Annotated in this window: 17 protein-coding genes and 1 tRNA gene; 11 read left to right on the top strand and 7 right to left on the bottom strand. The window is 30.0% G+C overall.

The annotated features are described in order from the left end of the window. Positions 1 to 10: 10 nt before the first annotated feature. The 3 genes from NOVO_08615 to mrgA all read left to right on the top strand — a co-directional run bounded on the left by NOVO_08615 (position 11) and on the right by mrgA (position 1,391). Positions 11 to 84, top strand: a tRNA-Gln gene (locus NOVO_08615). 18 nt (positions 85 to 102) lie between these two features. Continuing rightward, positions 103 to 954, top strand: a complete 852-nt coding sequence (locus NOVO_08610; protein AIL66042.1) for a Chromosome partitioning protein MipZ — start codon at positions 103 to 105, stop codon at positions 952 to 954. Next, positions 951 to 1,391 (top strand): Metalloregulation DNA-binding stress protein, encoded by a 441-nt coding sequence (gene mrgA, locus NOVO_08605; protein ID AIL66041.1) that lies wholly within the window; start codon positions 951 to 953, stop codon positions 1,389 to 1,391. The genes NOVO_08610 and mrgA overlap by 4 nt, the downstream gene beginning before the upstream one ends. Before the next feature lie 97 nt (positions 1,392 to 1,488). Here mrgA and tenA read toward each other — a convergent pair whose 3' ends face one another. Next, entirely contained in the window at positions 1,489 to 2,160 is a 672-nt protein-coding gene (gene tenA / locus NOVO_08600) for a Thiaminase-2 (GenBank protein AIL66040.1), read from the bottom strand. Positions 2,161 to 2,387: 227 nt separating this feature from the next. On the opposite strand from tenA, the gene NOVO_08595 reads away from it, so the two are divergent. Together NOVO_08595 and NOVO_08590 are read left to right on the top strand one after the other, a co-directional pair. Beyond that, positions 2,388 to 2,780, top strand: coding sequence for a hypothetical protein (locus NOVO_08595; GenBank protein ID AIL66039.1), 393 nt, complete (start codon positions 2,388 to 2,390; stop codon positions 2,778 to 2,780). Between the two features lie 512 nt (positions 2,781 to 3,292). Next, the gene (locus NOVO_08590; protein ID AIL66038.1) at positions 3,293 to 4,252 is read left to right on the top strand and encodes an Integrase core domain protein; all 960 of its coding nucleotides are present in this window, start codon (positions 3,293 to 3,295) and stop codon (positions 4,250 to 4,252) included. A 218-nt stretch (positions 4,253 to 4,470) separates the two neighbouring features. On the opposite strand, the gene pipB2 is transcribed toward NOVO_08590, so the two are convergent. From pipB2 to NOVO_08575, 3 genes are all read right to left on the bottom strand, one after another. Beyond that, on the bottom strand, positions 4,471 to 6,288 hold the full coding sequence (pipB2, locus tag NOVO_08585; GenBank protein AIL66037.1) for a Pentapeptide repeat protein: 1,818 nt from the start codon (positions 6,286 to 6,288) through the stop codon (positions 4,471 to 4,473). Between the two features lie 69 nt (positions 6,289 to 6,357). Beyond that, the gene (asd2, locus tag NOVO_08580; GenBank protein ID AIL66036.1) at positions 6,358 to 7,374 is read right to left on the bottom strand and encodes an Aspartate-semialdehyde dehydrogenase 2; all 1,017 of its coding nucleotides are present in this window, start codon (positions 7,372 to 7,374) and stop codon (positions 6,358 to 6,360) included. Between the two features lie 249 nt (positions 7,375 to 7,623). Further along, a complete protein-coding gene (locus NOVO_08575) occupies positions 7,624 to 8,442 on the bottom strand; it encodes a hypothetical protein (GenBank protein AIL66035.1) in 819 nt (272 codons plus the stop codon). Between the two features lie 276 nt (positions 8,443 to 8,718). Here NOVO_08575 and NOVO_08570 point away from each other — a divergent pair, with 276 nt between their 5' ends. The 3 genes from NOVO_08570 to NOVO_08560 all read left to right on the top strand — a co-directional run bounded on the left by NOVO_08570 (position 8,719) and on the right by NOVO_08560 (position 12,995). Continuing rightward, on the top strand, positions 8,719 to 9,981 hold the full coding sequence (locus tag NOVO_08570) for a hypothetical protein (protein ID AIL66034.1): 1,263 nt from the start codon (positions 8,719 to 8,721) through the stop codon (positions 9,979 to 9,981). 245 nt (positions 9,982 to 10,226) lie between these two features. Further along, a complete protein-coding gene (gene rlmN / locus NOVO_08565) occupies positions 10,227 to 11,300 on the top strand; it encodes a Ribosomal RNA large subunit methyltransferase N (GenBank protein AIL66033.1) in 1,074 nt (357 codons plus the stop codon). A gap of 336 nt (positions 11,301 to 11,636) precedes the next feature. Continuing rightward, on the top strand, positions 11,637 to 12,995 hold the full coding sequence (locus tag NOVO_08560; GenBank protein AIL66032.1) for a hypothetical protein: 1,359 nt from the start codon (positions 11,637 to 11,639) through the stop codon (positions 12,993 to 12,995). Positions 12,996 to 13,171: 176 nt separating this feature from the next. Here NOVO_08560 and NOVO_08555 read toward each other — a convergent pair whose 3' ends face one another. After that, entirely contained in the window at positions 13,172 to 14,023 is an 852-nt protein-coding gene (locus NOVO_08555; protein ID AIL66031.1) for a hypothetical protein, read from the bottom strand. A gap of 322 nt (positions 14,024 to 14,345) precedes the next feature. On the opposite strand from NOVO_08555, the gene NOVO_08550 reads away from it, so the two are divergent. From NOVO_08550 to NOVO_08540, 3 genes are all read left to right on the top strand, one after another. After that, complete coding sequence (locus tag NOVO_08550; protein ID AIL66030.1) at positions 14,346 to 15,167, top strand: DoxX membrane protein; 822 nt, start codon at positions 14,346 to 14,348, stop codon at positions 15,165 to 15,167. An 85-nt stretch (positions 15,168 to 15,252) separates the two neighbouring features. Continuing rightward, a complete protein-coding gene (locus NOVO_08545) occupies positions 15,253 to 15,489 on the top strand; it encodes an antitoxin (protein ID AIL66029.1) in 237 nt (78 codons plus the stop codon). Beyond that, positions 15,482 to 15,898 carry a Ribonuclease VapC22 gene (locus NOVO_08540; GenBank protein AIL66028.1) on the top strand — a complete coding sequence of 139 codons (417 nt, stop codon included), beginning with the start codon at positions 15,482 to 15,484 and terminating at the stop codon, positions 15,896 to 15,898. The genes NOVO_08545 and NOVO_08540 overlap by 8 nt, the downstream gene beginning before the upstream one ends. A gap of 142 nt (positions 15,899 to 16,040) precedes the next feature. On the opposite strand, the gene NOVO_08535 is transcribed toward NOVO_08540, so the two are convergent. Further along, positions 16,041 to 16,817 (bottom strand): hypothetical protein, encoded by a 777-nt coding sequence (locus NOVO_08535; protein AIL66027.1) that lies wholly within the window; start codon positions 16,815 to 16,817, stop codon positions 16,041 to 16,043. A 147-nt stretch (positions 16,818 to 16,964) separates the two neighbouring features. Beyond that, positions 16,965 to 17,408, bottom strand: coding sequence for a hypothetical protein (locus NOVO_08530; GenBank protein AIL66026.1), 444 nt, complete (start codon positions 17,406 to 17,408; stop codon positions 16,965 to 16,967). Positions 17,409 to 17,445: the final 37 nt, after the last annotated feature.

Below are 17,445 nucleotides of genomic sequence, written 5' to 3'. Positions count from 1 at the left end.
TATTGTTATATGGGAGATCGTCTAGTGGTAGGACAATGGACTCTGACTCCATTAACCTTGGTTCGAATCCAAGTCTCCCAGCCATTTATATAAAGGATTAAAATGGTACATGTAATTACTATAGGCAATGAGAAAGGTGGGGCAGGGAAGACCACTTCTGCTATGCACTTAATTTCCAGTTTATTGTGGCTAGGTTTTAAGGTGGCTAGTATAGATACAGATTGTCGTCAATTATCATTATCAAGATATATTGAAAATCGTAAAAACACTTGTATTAAGAAAAATATATCTTTACCTCTTCCAGAACATTATATCACTACGGAAAGCAAAAATTTACATATACCAGAGAAAGAAAAAGAAGAAGAGATACAACTTGTTAATTTAATTAATAAAGCACAAAATAATGATTTCATAGTGATAGATACTCCTGGAAGTAATAGTTATCTTTCAAGAATTGCTCACTCATATGCTGATACAATTATTACCCCAATAAATGACAGTTTTGTAGATTTAGATGTGCTTGCTAAAGTGAGCATTGATCAATATAAAATAGAGCAACCAGCAATTTATAGCCAGATGGTTTGGGAACAAAAAATGGTTAAAGCTAAACGTAGTGAAACCAGCATTAATTGGGTAGTAATGCGTAATAGATTAAGTAACCTTAATGCTAAAAACAAGCGTAATATAGGGAGTATATTAGGAAAACTATCGCAGCGTATTGGCTTTAGAATAATACCAGGCTTTGGAGAAAGAGTAATATTTAGAGAGTTATTCTTACATGGGCTTACCTTGCTTGATATTAGGGATAATAATTATAAAATATTAAATATACAATTAAACATGTCACACATAGCTGCACGTAATGAGCTCCGTAATTTTGTTACTTCTCTTGAAATACCTTTAATAGATCAAATTTTAAAACCCGTAAAAAAAGCTATAGGAGAAAAAGTATGATAGATAATAGTAAATTATATACCTCATTATTAACATTACTAGCCAACAGCTATGCTCTGTATATTAAGACTCAAAACTATCATTGGAATGTTACTGGTCCTAATTTTCATTCATTGCATTTGTTATTTGAAGATCAATATAAAGAGCTTGCTGATGCTATTGATATGATTGCAGAGCAAATTCGTGCCTTAAATTTTCATGTACCTGCGTCTTTTAGTGCCTATGCAAAATATAATACTATCAAAGATGGGTATGACAAAGCAGATAGTCAAACGATGATTAAAGATTTAGTAGAAGGGCAGTTAACAATTCTTTCTTGTTTAGCGAATGTAATGGAAGAGGCAAAACAAGTAGAAAATGAATCAGTATTTGATTTAGCTGTAGAGCGTTCTAGAGCCCATGATAAACAAACTTGGATGCTAAAAAGCTCTTTATAGCTGTGATAAAAGAATCAGAAAATAAATATCAAGTAATTTACTTATTTTGGTACTATAGGACCCTTAACACTCTTAGAGGTGTATAGCCTAGCGAACTTTAAATATTTCTAATATCATCAAATTTAGAGTGATTATAAGAATCATTCCAAAAGTGCCACTCTAAACAGCTACTATTATAAAATGCATTTAGCATTTTTTGCTGAATATCACTACTTGCCTTATCTGCCATAATATTATAAATTTCAATTACTTCATTAACAGACTCTAAGAAATCTTCTCCACTATAATTGTCAATCCAGCGTTTATATCGGTTTTTTTTACTAGAATTTTTGGCAACATATGATCCTACTTCGTAATAAATCCAAAAACATGGAAGTATTGCTGCAATTCCTACTTCAACCGGCTGGATAGAACATACTTGCAATAGATAATTAGTATAGCTAAATGTTGCTGGAGACAATTCCTGTGCATTATACGGTTTATAAAGATTAAGATTTTCTTGGAAAAACTTATGTATAATAGTTTGTTCAACAATAAATGCATTACTTGCATAACGTAAAAAATGACTAATATACTCAGCAGGCATTTTTGAAGCAAGGATAGCAAGAGATCTTGAATATTCCTTTAAATATATAGCATCTTGTTGTATATAGTAGGAAAACTTATCTTTTGGTAATACGCCACGCATTAATTCTTGATTAAAAGGATGTGATTTAATTAAATCAATAATTTTAGAAGAAAAATTCCATGCTCTATCTGAATGATTCATAAAAATCCTTAATAGCTTATAGTTATTTTACGAATTAAATATAAAGAGATAACTCTTGTATTTTTTCCGCTGGTAGTATTAACCAGATCAAGTTTGATTTGATTCTTAGCCTACAAATGAGCACTCCTGATAAAAACTGAATGTATTAAATATATAAAATAGTCAAATGTCAAGCGTAAAAATATCTACTTATTTTTATATAAGTCGTATAATATATATTATGGAAAATGAATGAGTATATTGCGGATATTCATGCTCAGAAAGACTTAATAATAAATTTAGATAAAAAGCCATTGAAAATAGTTGATAAAAATTTACCTATTTTATTATCAAAAAATGATTGGGATCTAAGTTGTGCTTATAATGATTTATCTTATCAAAAATTGAAATATGAGCTCATAGAAAAGCATAATTTAAAGATTGGATCTTCGGTTCCAAGTAAGACAATTTCAGTGCTTAAAAAAAGATTTTTGCCACACATCACTATTAAAGGTTTTTTAAAGAAAAAAACTAAAGCAAAACCAGCAACGAGTCCTTTTAGAATCAATACTACTTTCAAGAAGGATTCTGCTGAGATAGTTTCGCTTAGTATTTGGCATGATTATGCTGCTCATATTTAAACTATTACTTTAAATAGTGTCATCATGAGATAGGTAATGAGCTGTAAACCTTGGCCATAAAGCTTTTTGAATAAAGTATTCGACTTTTTTTACCACTTAAGTAGTGGAACATCATCACAAGAGGTACAAAAAGTTAAGGAATAATTTGGATAAATCGATCATAACAGACAGGGCTTTTGAATAAACTGCCTCCTGCAACATAGGTAAATGAAAACAGAAGCTCACAGAAAATATTATCACTCACTATGTATGTTTGAAATTTCACCGCTGAGGGATACTTCTGGCATTACTTCATTAGTTTGAGTTGCATTTGCTACTGTTTCTGGAGTTGTTTCAGTAGATTGGTTGTCGGGTACTGTTATTGATTGTTCAATAAGGTTTAATATAGTAAGGTCATGCGGGTCTGTTACTAAAGATTTTAATTAATATACTAGATGTACAATTTCAAGGGTTGATGGAAGAAAAAAAGAGTATATAATAAGAGCTAGGGATATAATTAATTTGGAGGAATTGTGGGACAAATATTACATGGCTGCGCCACGACTACGCACGCAATTAGAAAAGAATTACAGCGATCGCAAGCTACGATCAAAGAATTAAGTGAACAATATAATATTAACCCTAAAACTGTGATAAAATGGCGTCAAAGAAAAGAAGAAGGAGTAGAAGATCGCTCTAATGCTCCTAAAAAAGCAACTACTATTTTGAAGCCCGAAGATGAAGCTTTGATTATTGCTTTTCGTAAGTCTACGCAATTACCTTTGGATGATTGCTTTGATGCACTTATTAAAGAAATACCTTATTTAACTCGTTCAAATCTTTACCGATGCCTTAAACGGTACGGTTTATCTTGTTTACCCAAAGAAGATAATATCAAAGAGAAGAAGAAATTTAAGGCTTATGAAATAGGATTTATGCATCTTGATATCACAGAAGTAAGAATTGGTGAGGGAAAATTTTACATATTTGTGGCAATATGTAGAGTGAGTAAATTTGCTTATGTTGAGCTGCATAATAATAGCAATGGCGATACTACAGTTAATTTTCTTGATAACTTGGTAAGTAGCTGTCCCTTTAAGATACATACCATATTAACTGATAATGGTGTTCAATTTGCTTACAATGGTTTAGCCAGGTACAGAGCTCCTAAAGCAAGACATAGATTTGATCTAAAATGTAAAGATTACGGTATCAGGCATCGCACAACAAGGCCTTATAGTCCAAGTACCAATGGTCAAGTAGAAAGAATGAATAGGACTATAAAAGAAGCTACTACTAAGAAGTATCATTATACTAGTAGAGAAGAGTTAGATAGTCATCTACAAGCTTTTGTTATGGCTTATAATTATGCTAAAAGGCTTTCTTCTATTGCTAGAAAAACGCCTTTTGAAATGATCTTGACTTGTTACACACAAAATGCTAATAATTTTAGAATTAATCCTAACCATCAACTACTGAAACCGTACACCTAGGTTCTGTGAAGTTTTCTAAAAAATATGGTTTTTAGCAAATTTTTGAGCGAAAAAATAGCTTTTATTCGAAGGAATATTAATATATTTCAAGCAATAAAAGCTTTTTTTGCAGCCAAAAAGTGCTAAGAAAACAGTTGTTGAGAAACCTTCACAGAACCTAAAGTAACAGTATTGCTAAGAAGCTATTAATAAGCAAAATAAAGAATTTGTAACAAAAATTATTTGTCAACTATTCCTTTAGTATTATAAATAAGTGCTTTAGAAAAATCTGCATCTGTTATTTGAGCTCCTTCAATATTAGCAAAACTTAAGTTTGCTTGATTAAAATTGGCTTTTGTTAGATTAGTATATTTTAGAATTGCTCCATGTAAATTAGCGTTTTGAAAATTGGCTTGCTCTAAATTACTGTTTTCAAAGCTTGTATTAGTTAAATCGGTGCCTATAAACTGAGCATTTTTTAAATTAGTAGATTTTATAACAGAATCACTTAAATTAACTCCAGAAAGATTAATATTTCCTAAATCTAACGAAGAAAGATTTAAACCCAATAGTTCTTTGCCATTTTGTATTAATTTTTCTAACTCACTAATGGATGTAATTGCTCCTGAATTAGCAGGTATTAATACAGCTTGAGAATTATCTAAATTAATAATTATAGCATTATTTAAATTTGCCGTATAAATAGTGCTATTAGTAAAATCAGCGTTATTAATATTCGCTCCTCTAAATAATGCACCTGTTAATTTACTATTGGTAAATTTAGTTTTCCATAAAAATGTACTATTTAATATAGCATTTATAAGATTTGCTTCAAAAAAATTAGTGTTTTCTAGCTGTGATGCAGTGAAATTAACTCCTATTAATGAGGTGTTATTCAGTTTAGAATTTCTTAGCAAAGTATGATGAAAATTTGCTAAATTAGCTGTAGCAAAGCTTAAGTTAACACTTTCAAGACTACTATTACCTAGATATGCTAGAGTTAAATTAGTTTTTACCATATTAGCATTATCACCATCTATATGATCTAAGATGGCACCTTGTAAATTTGCTTCTTCCAAATTTGCTTTATAAATAGTACTCATAGATAATATTGCTCTGGTCAGGTTACTATTTTTCAAATTTATTTCACTCATTATAGCAAACTTTAAGACTGCACTTTGCAAATTTGTATTTTGAAAATTGGCTTCAGTTATATCCGCATTGCTTAAATCGGTAAATCTTAAGGTAGCACCTTCAAAATTAGTATATTGCAATTCAGTACTTGCTAAATTGGCATTATCAATTTTAGCATTTTTAAAAGTTGCTCCTTTGCAATCTGCACTTTCTAAAAAGATTTTTTGTAAATTGGCATTAGTAAAATTGGTATTACGTAATATAGCCCCATATAAATTATGCCCACTTAAGTCTACTGCACTTAAATCAACATAACTCAAATCTACGTTTTGTAATAATGTATCTTTAAAATTTACACCAAGCAATTTTGCCTTATATAAGTTTGCATTATTTAAATATGTATTTTCTAAGTTAGCATTGGTTAGATCTGCTTCTTGGAGCTCTGCAAAATTCAGGTTTGCTTTAGTAAAATTAGAAGATATTAATGAAGAATCTTGCAGCTGAATACCATTCATATTGGAATTACTAAAATCGGTATTATTGATTTCACTTTCTTGAATAATGGTATTTATTAATATAGCATTTTGAAAATTAACATTATTTAATTTTACCCTGGATAATATAGCATCACTAAAATCAGTATTGCTTAAATCAGCGTTGCTTAAATCTATACCTACTAACTTGATTCCTTTAAAGTTCGTACCAAATTTTTCTTTGAGATTAATTTTTTGGTTAGAATTATCAGCCAAATATTCTATTATTTTTTGTTGCAAAATTACATGTGTTTGAGTTGCATCTTTATTATTATCATTATTATACCACCATATAATAAAAAATATCATAAATGATAAGGAAACTACTATACCTATTAATATAAGTGGGGAAGTTTTGATATCTTCGATATTAAGTTGACTAACTTTCATTTATATCCCTACAGTTCTTATTGGGTTTAAGATGCGGTTATATAATCACAGATATAAATATAGTTTATACTATATTGAATAATTTTTAGTTAATAATTCAGCGATTTGTATAGCATTTAAAGCTGCCCCTTTACGTAAATTATCTGACACAATCCAAAGGTTAAAAGCATTTTTAAGTGTTTTATCACGTCTTATGCGTGAAACATATACATAATCATCTTGCACTACATCAATAGGAGTAGCATACCCCCCCTCCTCATTATTATTTAATACTACAATACCAGGTGCATCCTCTAAGGCTTGTATTAATTCATTTTCACTAATATTATTATTACATTCTATGTTAACAGAAATACCGTGTCCTACAAAAACAGGTACTCGTATGCAAGTAGCGGTTACCTCTATATTCTTGCCCATAATTTTTTTTGTTTCGTTCATTATTTTGTGTTCTTCTTTAGTGTAGCCGTCATTTAGGAAATCATCTATATGAGGTATAATATTAAAAGCAATTTGTTTAGAAAATTTATTAGAAGTAACACCTTGAAACATTAAAATATTCTTAGTTTGGTTGTATAGTTCATCCATAGCTTCCTTACCTGCTCCCGATACTGATTGATAAGTAGAAACCACTATACGCTTTATATCACCTATCTCATCTATAGGTTTAAGAGCAACTAGCATTTGAATTGTAGTACAATTAGGATTGGAAATAATATTAGTTTTATTATAGAGAGCTATATCGTTTGGATTTACCTCAGTTACCACTAATGGTATATCATTATGCATACGAAAATAAGAGGTATTATCAATTACAATACATCCAGATTTTGCAGCAATAGGAGCATAATGTTTTGATATAGAAGCACCTGGCGAAAATAACGCTATATTAGTACCAGAAAAATCGTAACCGTCTAAAGCTTGAACCTTTACTATATCTTTTTCACCAAAGCTGAGCTCTTTACCCAGTGAATCTCTTGATGCTAAAGCTACTAATTCTTTAACTGGGAATTGACGTTCTGCTAAAATATTAAGCATCTCTCTTCCCACGTTACCAGTAGCACCTACTACAGCAATTTTATAACTCATATAACCATATTATCCATAGAATTACACATATTTACTTAACTATCATTAATAATTTGATAAATCAAGTGTTATAGTAAATTAAGTTGTATTTGGGACTAGAAGTGAGGCGCGAAGCATAGAAATGCTTTGTAGGCAACGAACAACAAAGCAATATTTAAATTGCGTCGCAGCTATATCATTTCTGTCTTTGCTATGGGTGCCTAGAGAAAGAATAAAAGAGTCTTAATACTTTGGCTATTGTTAAGGGCCTTATTTACGCACTTTCTCTACGCAAATGATATATCTTTCTGTTTCAGGTTTTTCTTTATTAGCTAAAAGGCAATCGTTATAATCTTTAGCATAACGATTAAAAGTTTGAAGAGCAACATCAGGGGATTGACTGAGCAGTTCATTTACAAAATCTTGACTCCCTATTTCAAAGTGATGATAATCAATTGGAGTATCCCATTCCCCTCCCCATCTTATAAAACCATGCCTTGCAAAAACATCAACTATATTTTCAACCATACCGGCCCGTTCCTTTTTACCTGGACGTAGATTACTTCTATTGACAAACAATTCAGCGCTAGCTGGCGGATATATCTTAGCTGAACCATCTTCCTGAAACGAGATATAGGGATTTTGTAGAGGATTAATATCAATGGCAACGCCATAAGCATGCTTTGACCAAGAACTACCTCCTGTGGTAGGGCGGCCATTAAAAGCGGAAGTATTATTATCAATCATAGATAATTCATCATTACCTTGATAATTTTCCATTACAATTGCTTTCTGTATTGGAAAACGGAGTTTAAATAATTCAGAAAAAATCCCTACAGCTTGTTCTGCTACAGCATCAAATACAACAATATTCCCTTCTCCAACATTCCCTTCAAAATTTATATACTTAAAACTAACACGCCTTAAACGATCACAACTTACAGGATTATTGTTAGTAATTACCCCAGTGACTACCATGTTTTCACACTCTTTAGATGAAAGAGTATTAATTTTAGCAGATACTTCTGCACAACCTAAAAATATCATCCCAGCAAAAATCCATATAAATTGAAGAATACCTATATACATTATTATATCCTTTAGTATTTTTAAGTTAATTATTAAATAGAATTTAGCGTAATTGATAAAAACATTCAAGGATTTTTTATCTTCTGGTAATGATGTAGTATAAAATTAGGTCAAAAGATTGCTAATAAAGACTTTATTAACACTCCTGTATATAGTCTCATTGTATTATACTTAACTTACTATATTTATTAACAAAAATTAATAATTGTTGACAAACATAATTATTATATTTATAATGCAAAAAATTTAATATTAAACCCTAAATACGTGAACATAATGGCTACACCTAATAACAGTTTTATTAATCTAGATGTGTTTAAGAATACAACTTCTCTGGAAGAAGATTTTGTAATAATTGAGCCTGCTTTAAATAGTAAAAAAGCTCAATCTTTAGAAATGAAGAATGATGTAGAAATTAAAGAAGAAGATTTCATAGTTTTAGAATCTCAAGCACATAATAGCGTAGCTAGGGTAACAGTAGACGAAGACGAAATAGATGAAGATGATTTTGTTAAAATAGAAATGCCTTCTATGTTTCATGAAGAAAATGATTGGGTAATAATAAATAAGGATGCTGTAGAATTTTGTCCAGAATTGCCTCTACCACGTAATAATTTATTAGAATATGTAAGAAATAGTTATAAATATTTAAAAGATACTTATAATGATAATATGCAAGCCGTTAAGGACATCATTTCTCCTGAGTCAACGCCAATCTCTAGAGCTTTAGCAACAACAACAAACATATATAAACATGCTAAAAACATAGCTTTAATTGGAAGTGCTATTGGTTTTATGGTATTACATCCTACATTAGCCTTGTGTGTAGTTGGTGCTTCTATTGGCGCATGTATTTATGACAACTTTATTAAGGATGATAATAAACGCCCATGGACCAATTTCATGTTAGGTACAAGCTTATATACTGCTGCAGCTGTTTCATTATTCACTGCTCCATGGTTAGCGCTTGGGTTAGGATTTGGATGTGGAAGTTATATAAAGAATATGACCAAAGCTTTACCTCTGGCAGTAGCTGGTATTAGTGTTCCTGACTATTTGGCTGGTCCTCTCTCATTAATAGCAGGTTTTGGAATAAAGGCGGCTGAAAGAGTGTTTGGATACACCTTACCTGAAAATTGTTTTGTAAATAGGATGTATAAATATGGTATAGGTGCTACTACTTCAGTTGCAAGTAGTGCCTTAATCTATTTTGGTTACAAACATTTTGAGACTATGGGAGATAATTTTATTAATGTTGTAGCCAATACTATGGCTTTACCTATAAAGGGATATAATGCAATCATGGATTATTATAAACCAGAGCGTAGCTTCGTTATAATTGACGAATCAGAACAGGAAATGAGGCAAACTGCGCAAGTAGAAGAAAAATTTATTCCAAATAATACAAGTAAAGCTGCAATAGGTTTAGAGAATTTCATTTCTAATAATATGAAATGTAGTATGTCATTTGTAGAGCGTTTAATGCAAGATAGAACTCTAGTTAATGCTGCAAAAAAATGTAGCGGAATGTTTGTATAGAAATAATAAACATTTCCAGCAAATTATAGAAGAATTACCGATTAGGCATGCTATATAGTTTTTTGATTTTCTGTAATAAATAATTTAATCATACCCATATATACCTTTTTTGCTATATCCACTAAAATGGACTAACAATGTTGGTTTTATAGTATTATATCAATAACATCTCTTGACCATAGCATAATTTTAGCTTAATAAAATGATTATAGTAAATTAACTAGTTATCAATATCATTACAAATTATGCATACAAACTTAATAGGATTATCAAAATCAGAGCTAGCAGTTAAAACATCTACTATTGGAGTAGAAAATTTCCGCAACAAACAGTTATGGCAATGGATTTACCATAAAGGTATTAAAGAATTTAATGATATTACTAACTTCTCTAAAGATTTACAAAATAAGTTTTCTGAATATTTTTCTATTACCAGGCCAAAAATTGTTAAAGATTATATCTCTTTTGATGGAACGCGCAAATGGCTTTTAAAATTTGCAGATGGCGAAGAAGCTGAGACAGTTTATATACCGGATGAAACTCGTGGTACATTGTGTATATCCTCTCAGGTGGGATGTACATTAACTTGTAAATTTTGTCATACAGGCACACAAAAATTAGTAAGAAATTTAACAGCAGGCGAAATTGTAAGCCAATTAATTGTTGCGCTTGATTTAATGAATGAATGGCCAGCAGGGCGTGAAGGTAGAATGATCTCCAATATTGTGATGATGGGAATGGGTGAACCATTGTTCAATTATGAAAATGTGGCTTTAGCTCTAAAAATTATGATGGATCATGAAGGATTGTCTATTTCAAAGCGTAGAATTACTCTATCTACTTCTGGAGTTGTGCCGTTAATAGAAAAATGTGGACAGGAGCTTGGCGTAAATCTGGCTATTTCTTTACACGCTGTTACCGATGAATTACGTGATGAAATAATGCCTATTAATAAAAAATATCCCATTAAAACTTTACTTGATGCTTGTCGTAATTATCCTGCTGGCAGTAATGCAAGACGTATCACTTTTGAATATGTAATGCTTAAAAATATCAATGATTCTATCCATGATGCTAAAGCCTTAGTTAAATTAATTAAAGGTATTCCAGCCAAAATTAATTTAATACCTTTTAATCCATGGCCAGGTAGCAATTATGAATGTTCAGATTGGCAGCAAATAGAAGCTTTTGCTGCAATTGTACAATCAGCAGGTTATGCCTCCCCTATTAGAACTCCAAGAGGCCGCGATATTTTAGCAGCTTGTGGACAACTAAAATCTGATGGTATAAGAAAATCTAAATCTATTCTAAATTCTTAAAGCTATAAAAAATATAAAAACTTAGGTTCTTATCACGGAGAGTCTTATATATTTTAAGGCAAAATAACCGTGGTATTAATTTTATAGTAATTTGATTTGAATTCGTGACGCAGTTATAGCTGTGGCAATTTAAATATTACTTTGCTGTCCGTTGCCTATAATAGTATTTCTACGCTTTCTGCATCACGCCTCGTATTATTTGAAATTGGATTTGCTATAGTAAATTGTTTAACTTAATTGAATAATTACTTCATTAATAAAAATTAATATGTTATTGATAATGTAATAAAATAAATTATATTAATATATTAAAAAATTTTGATCCGAAGATATATTATGAAAAAACTATTAAATTTATTAAAGAATTCTTTAATAACTTATTTAGCTCTTTATGGAGCTAAACCTCAGCAAGTGAATGCTGCTTTTTCCAGTAAGAATTATGCTTTACAATCAGCTCTTGATTATTTACCTAACCTCAATAATGGTGAAGCACTGGCGGATTTTATAAGGTTAACTGTTGAAAATTCTAATGAATTTGCTATATATGATCTAGACCCTACCCAACAAGCTCTACATCTGCAAATAAAAGAAGATTTTTCTGAAAAAATTTTATTTTATATACATAAAGAATTTTATAAATATTGTGATAAAATTATCTATAAAGAATTTAGTCATAAAAATTTGCAATTATCCAATTTTCTTGCCGAACTGCATTTAGACTTTCTAGGCTTAACTGATTCTATGCTAGATAAAATAATTTGGAAATTGGTTGATAAATTTCGATATTCTTCCGAAGAATATGATAAAATTTTATCTGACTTATTTGAAAATGATTTCTTTACAAAATTTATGCCAGATATAGAGTTCAAAGATTTAATAGTCAAATTATTTGCTGGTTTGGGTTTTGAAAAACTTCAAACATTGATTTCTTTAATTCCAGAAGATTATTACGCTACTCATACACCTGGCTTAATAGTTAAAAATGATTACCGTTATACAGTAGCTTTCGAAGATTTAATTTTACTCAGAGAGGAGCTTTCAATTGCTCAGCAAATAAGTTTACTACAATTACTTATTGCAAAAAATTCATCATTATTTTTTCAGGAAAATGTACAAACCATTTCTAGCGGCTTAATATATGTTTATACTATGGATCAAAGTCTTGAGATAATAACATTCTTAAAAAATCAAAAAATTGATAATCTTGCATTACTATCTGCTGCTTTCGTAACTCTGACTACTAAATTTACAGATCTTTCTGATAAGCAAAAACAATATATAATATATGAACTTATTCATTTTTATAAAACCTATGATAATATTGGTACTTTTCTTGGGGCTTATAGAGCATTCCCTCTTTTAGAGAAAATTGCAGCGGCAGAAGAGTTGAGTGCTTTGAATATTAATTTAGAGAGAATCAGAGAAAATTTGATATCAAACGCACCATTTTATATAATTTCTAATAATACGAATGATACAAATAATTTTAGAAAAAAAAGGAATTTTATTTTCCATGGTGGGGTAATTGAAAATGAACTTTTATTTAACATCTTAAAAGAATTATCAGAATTTCATAATAGCTTAAAAGTGAGTTTAGCAGCAAAAGAAATACCAATAGCTGCCGATTTCAATCCTACATATGTACATAATTTAAATCGCCAATCATTTGGAGCTAAATCATCAATGCATCGCTAGGTTTTTATTTGTACCTAATTGTTATAACCCGTTTTTGATTCTTTTGTCTGCAAATGATAGTTTGATTTTTACAATATAAACGGATATTGTTGCAAACCAAACTATAATTTTTGCTCAAAAGCCTCTAAAAATATGCTCTGTGCAAAATTAGGTGCTAAGAACCATAAATAGAGAATCTAAAAATTCATATTTATACTCGTTCCTATATAATGTTCTTTCTTCTTATAAAATTGTCCATGTATTGATCTACCATTATAGTATTCTAATAAAAATTGTAACTGCTTACCCATTGCAAATTTATCTTTAAATTCCATCCCTGCCTTTAAAGAAATATTAGGATGCCAGCCATAATTTTTAGAAGTTTTTGAATATATACCTGCAATAGGTCTAGCATATCCCATGATATAATATTCCGTATGTCGATAATCAGCACCAACTATTAATTCTGCAGATTTAAAATTCTTAGGTTCAGCATGCACGATGTATCCTCCTCCAATGAAAGGCCTTAACCCATCGCTGAAATTATATGCAAAAATTGCTTCAACAGTTTCATAACTTAGATTAATTCTTTTAATTTTTTGTCCATCTCGGCTAAGCAATAATTCATCGCCTACATGAGAGCTAGTATGATATCCTCTAACTATATAATCAAATTTATTATTTTTTATAGTAAGAGCTAATCCTCCCATATAATCGGCATTTATTAATCTAGTAGGACTTGAGCCAATATCCATGGTTGAAAAAATGCCACCATGTACGCTAATTTCATATTTTATTCCATTTTCAGCTTCGTATATGGCCAGGGGTAATGCTGCCCCAAAATTAGGAGAGAAAACATTTTTAGCAAAAGGGCCTCTTATATAACGTTGATATGCAATAGTAAATCTAGGCCATTTAGGATCAGCTATTAATGGTTTAAATATTGAGCTCGCTGATAAAACTTTAACATCCTCTTCTTTGATTTCATCCGCATTTGAAGTAATAGAATATGCTAATAATATTAATATAAATATAATTCTAGTAATCATGATAATCCTTTTAAGACGTATGTAAAATTGTAGTGTTTACCACTACATGTAATGAATATAAAAATCAATACCTTAATTTTGTACAAGTTATTAATGAATATAACAGCTCAATCTATTTAAGGGAAGTATCGAAATAAAAAATAGTTCAATATATATTCTTAATTTTTTATTAATATGTTATTACTAATCATAACAATAATACTTAATTACCATTAATATTAAATTATATTACGCTAGCATTTTTTTCTTAACAATATTTTACTTTATATATTGAATAACTATTATTATTTTTTAATCTTATTATTTAAAATAGGTTATATTTATGTTCTTGCATGATACTAATAAATTATCATCTATGTTAATACGTTCAGGGCTGTTAATATTAGTATGTTGTGTATTGCATGCTATTTTTATAGATAAAAAAATACCTGACTATGCAGCATTTTTTTCTTTATTTTTTATTCTCCTGGCTTTTTTGGTTCATTATTTTGTTATACCTAAAGATTTTACGATTGGATACCTTATTTCTTGTTTTGCATTTTTAATAATGTGGCGTATTTCAGCTATGCATTCTGTTACAACTGTATCAATACCTTCTATTTTTATATTCATAGCTTTTTTATGTCAAATTGCTGACTATATTTATAATGATTTAAAATATCCTTCAGAAGGCTATCTAGTAAAAATATGGCACAATAAACTATTATGGCAAATGACATTATTACGTATGTATTTTGGTTTTGATATGGTTGGACATTTTACTGAAAAATTGTTTGCAGGTAGAGCATCATATTATCATTTAATAAATGTATTTATTCAACTAGGAGTTACTTTTAATACAGATCTTATTGTATTATTGGCTGGATTGTGTGAATTAGCCATTGCTATTGGTATTGGACTTGGAATCATAACTCGTCTAGCTGCGCTTGGTGCAGCTCTTTATTTTTTAATAGCTACTATTTTAGGACATCACTTTCTTGACGGATTTACATGGGTTAATCCTGGAGGTGGCTGGGAATATCCCATGTTAATGATAGTTTTTTATGTTAGTTTTATACTAGCTGGAGCAGGCAAATTTTCAGTAGATTCCTATATGGTACGAAAGAAACTTATACCTAAAATTTTATATCCCTATTGTAAATAAACTATTAGACCTATTATTAAGTATATTGACTTATAATTATACATATTATATATTTATTATATATAAATTAATGTTGTAGGATCTTATGGAAATTATTACACCTATCGGTGAACTTAAAACCCACTGTTATCAATTATTAGAAGAAATGCAAAAAACTAATGATCATCTCCTCATTACTAAAAGAGGCACACCTATCGCTAGGATTATTCCTATTAATCGTAACATTAAAATTTCTATTTTTGGATTGATGAAAGGCAAAGCAAAAATTATAGATAATATATTAGAATTATCAGATATAAAATGGAATGCTGAGCATGAATGAAAAAATTATACTTGATACTCATATACTAATTTGGAGTTTACTTGATCCTACTAACCTTACAAACAAAATAAAAGATATCATTGCTGATGCTCAAAATTCAGATAATTTGTATATTTCTTCAATTACTTTATGGGAAATAGCTATGCTCATTAGCAAAAAAAGAATTAATGTCTATGGTAGAATAGCAGATTTCTTAACTAATATTGAAAAAATAGAAGGCTTAACTGTATTAGATATTAATGCTAATATAGCAGCAGAAAGCATAATGTTACCTGGAGGATTTCAAGGAGATCCTGCAGATTGTTTAATTATATCTACTACCAGAGAGCTTGCTAGCACTTTGATTACTAGGGATCAGAAAATCATAAATTGGGCCACACAAGGATATCTCAAAACTATTATCGGTTAGCTGTAGCGAAAATAGCTAGCCATTTTAACACTATAGTAAAAACGTCTGAATTTGCCTGCGGCGTCGATCAATGTTCACCCAGCTCCTCATCACTTAGTATCAAACTTCAACTGTTTTTACTATAAAGCAGTGCTGCTATATCTTAATTTAAATAATAGTCTACAGTAATTACTACCCTAATCTTTTTGTGAATACTTGATATTTCATCTTTATTACTATTAGAATATACCTCACTACTATTAACAGCAACCATAGAAAAAACTCCCTGATTAGCCGTTTTAATCATACCTAGTTGACTGTTTGAGTCCTCTGCAAATTTATTAGCCGCTTCTTTAGAATTTTTGATTGCTTCAGTAAGCATTAATAATTTTAATTCATTAAATTTTGTAAATTGGTAAAGAGGACCTTTATAGGAGTAATCATCACCAACATCTATCAGTATCCCTTCTTTTATTAAGGATGCAATTTGCTGATAAGCCTCTTTAACTAGTTTAACTTTATTGCTTTTTAAGGTAACACTTGCGGTAATAATGTATCTACCATTTTCCAGCTCTTTATTACGATATTCTTGAGCCATTAGATCTTTTACACTATACTGGCTTAATTCAACTTCCTCATTGGCAAAGCCAAGTTGTATTAAATAGTCTTTTACTTTTTTACAATCTTGTTCAATTTTAGCATTAAGTTGCTGTAAATCATTGTCCACTCCTTTGATAGTAATTGGCCAAACCGCAAGATCTGCTTCTACCATCTTTTCTGATAATCCTTTAACAGTAACTACACGATCTAATTGTTTTGCTTTAAAAAAACTTTGCCCTACTAAATAGCCTAGCATAGTAAGCCCTATAGCAATTAATATACCCAAAATAGCTAATGATAAAACATTATTTTCACATTTGATTTTTTCGCCTAATTTCATATATTGCCTAACTTAAAATTTAAAAATCATTCTAGGCCCGATGCACCTAATTTGGTAAAAAACCTAGAGAGTATAATGTATAAAATTTTATAATCAATACCAAAATATAACTAAAGCTTACTTCATTTTCTTAATTTGAAAGAAAATTCAATTTTCAAAATATTCACTTATTAAACCTCCTCCAATTACTCCAGCAAGACCTATTACTATATCTACCTTATTATGAGAGTCATAACATCGAAGCAAAAAATAATCCCCTACTCCTGCTATTGTTCCCGCTAGATATTGATTATCGGAAAATAAAGTGGTCACAAGAGGAGCTAATATATGAGCATAATCTGCATGTTGAGGCGCCATATGAGGCATTATTACCTTTTCTTCAAATTTACGTTCAGCTTCAACTATTGGTCCTGCAAATAATGGAAAGAGCAATTTAATAAATGCTTGTTCATATTGTTTAGAAAAATGCATTGATAAAAAGCCTCCCATCATTCCATACACAAAATTTGCTTTCGTACCTAAATACTCATTTAAGGAACTATGAATCGTTTCAAGCATAGCTGTAACAACATTTTTACCAAAAATCTTCATTTTTATTCCTCATCAATTTTTTATATTTTACTATAAA

Source organism: Rickettsiales bacterium Ac37b, from assembly GCA_000746585.2.
In the GTDB taxonomy this organism is placed as follows: domain Bacteria; phylum Pseudomonadota; class Alphaproteobacteria; order Rickettsiales; family Arcanibacteraceae; genus Ac37b.
Note: the sequence above shows the minus strand (reverse complement) of the source record. Positions and strands in the feature narration are given on the sequence as shown.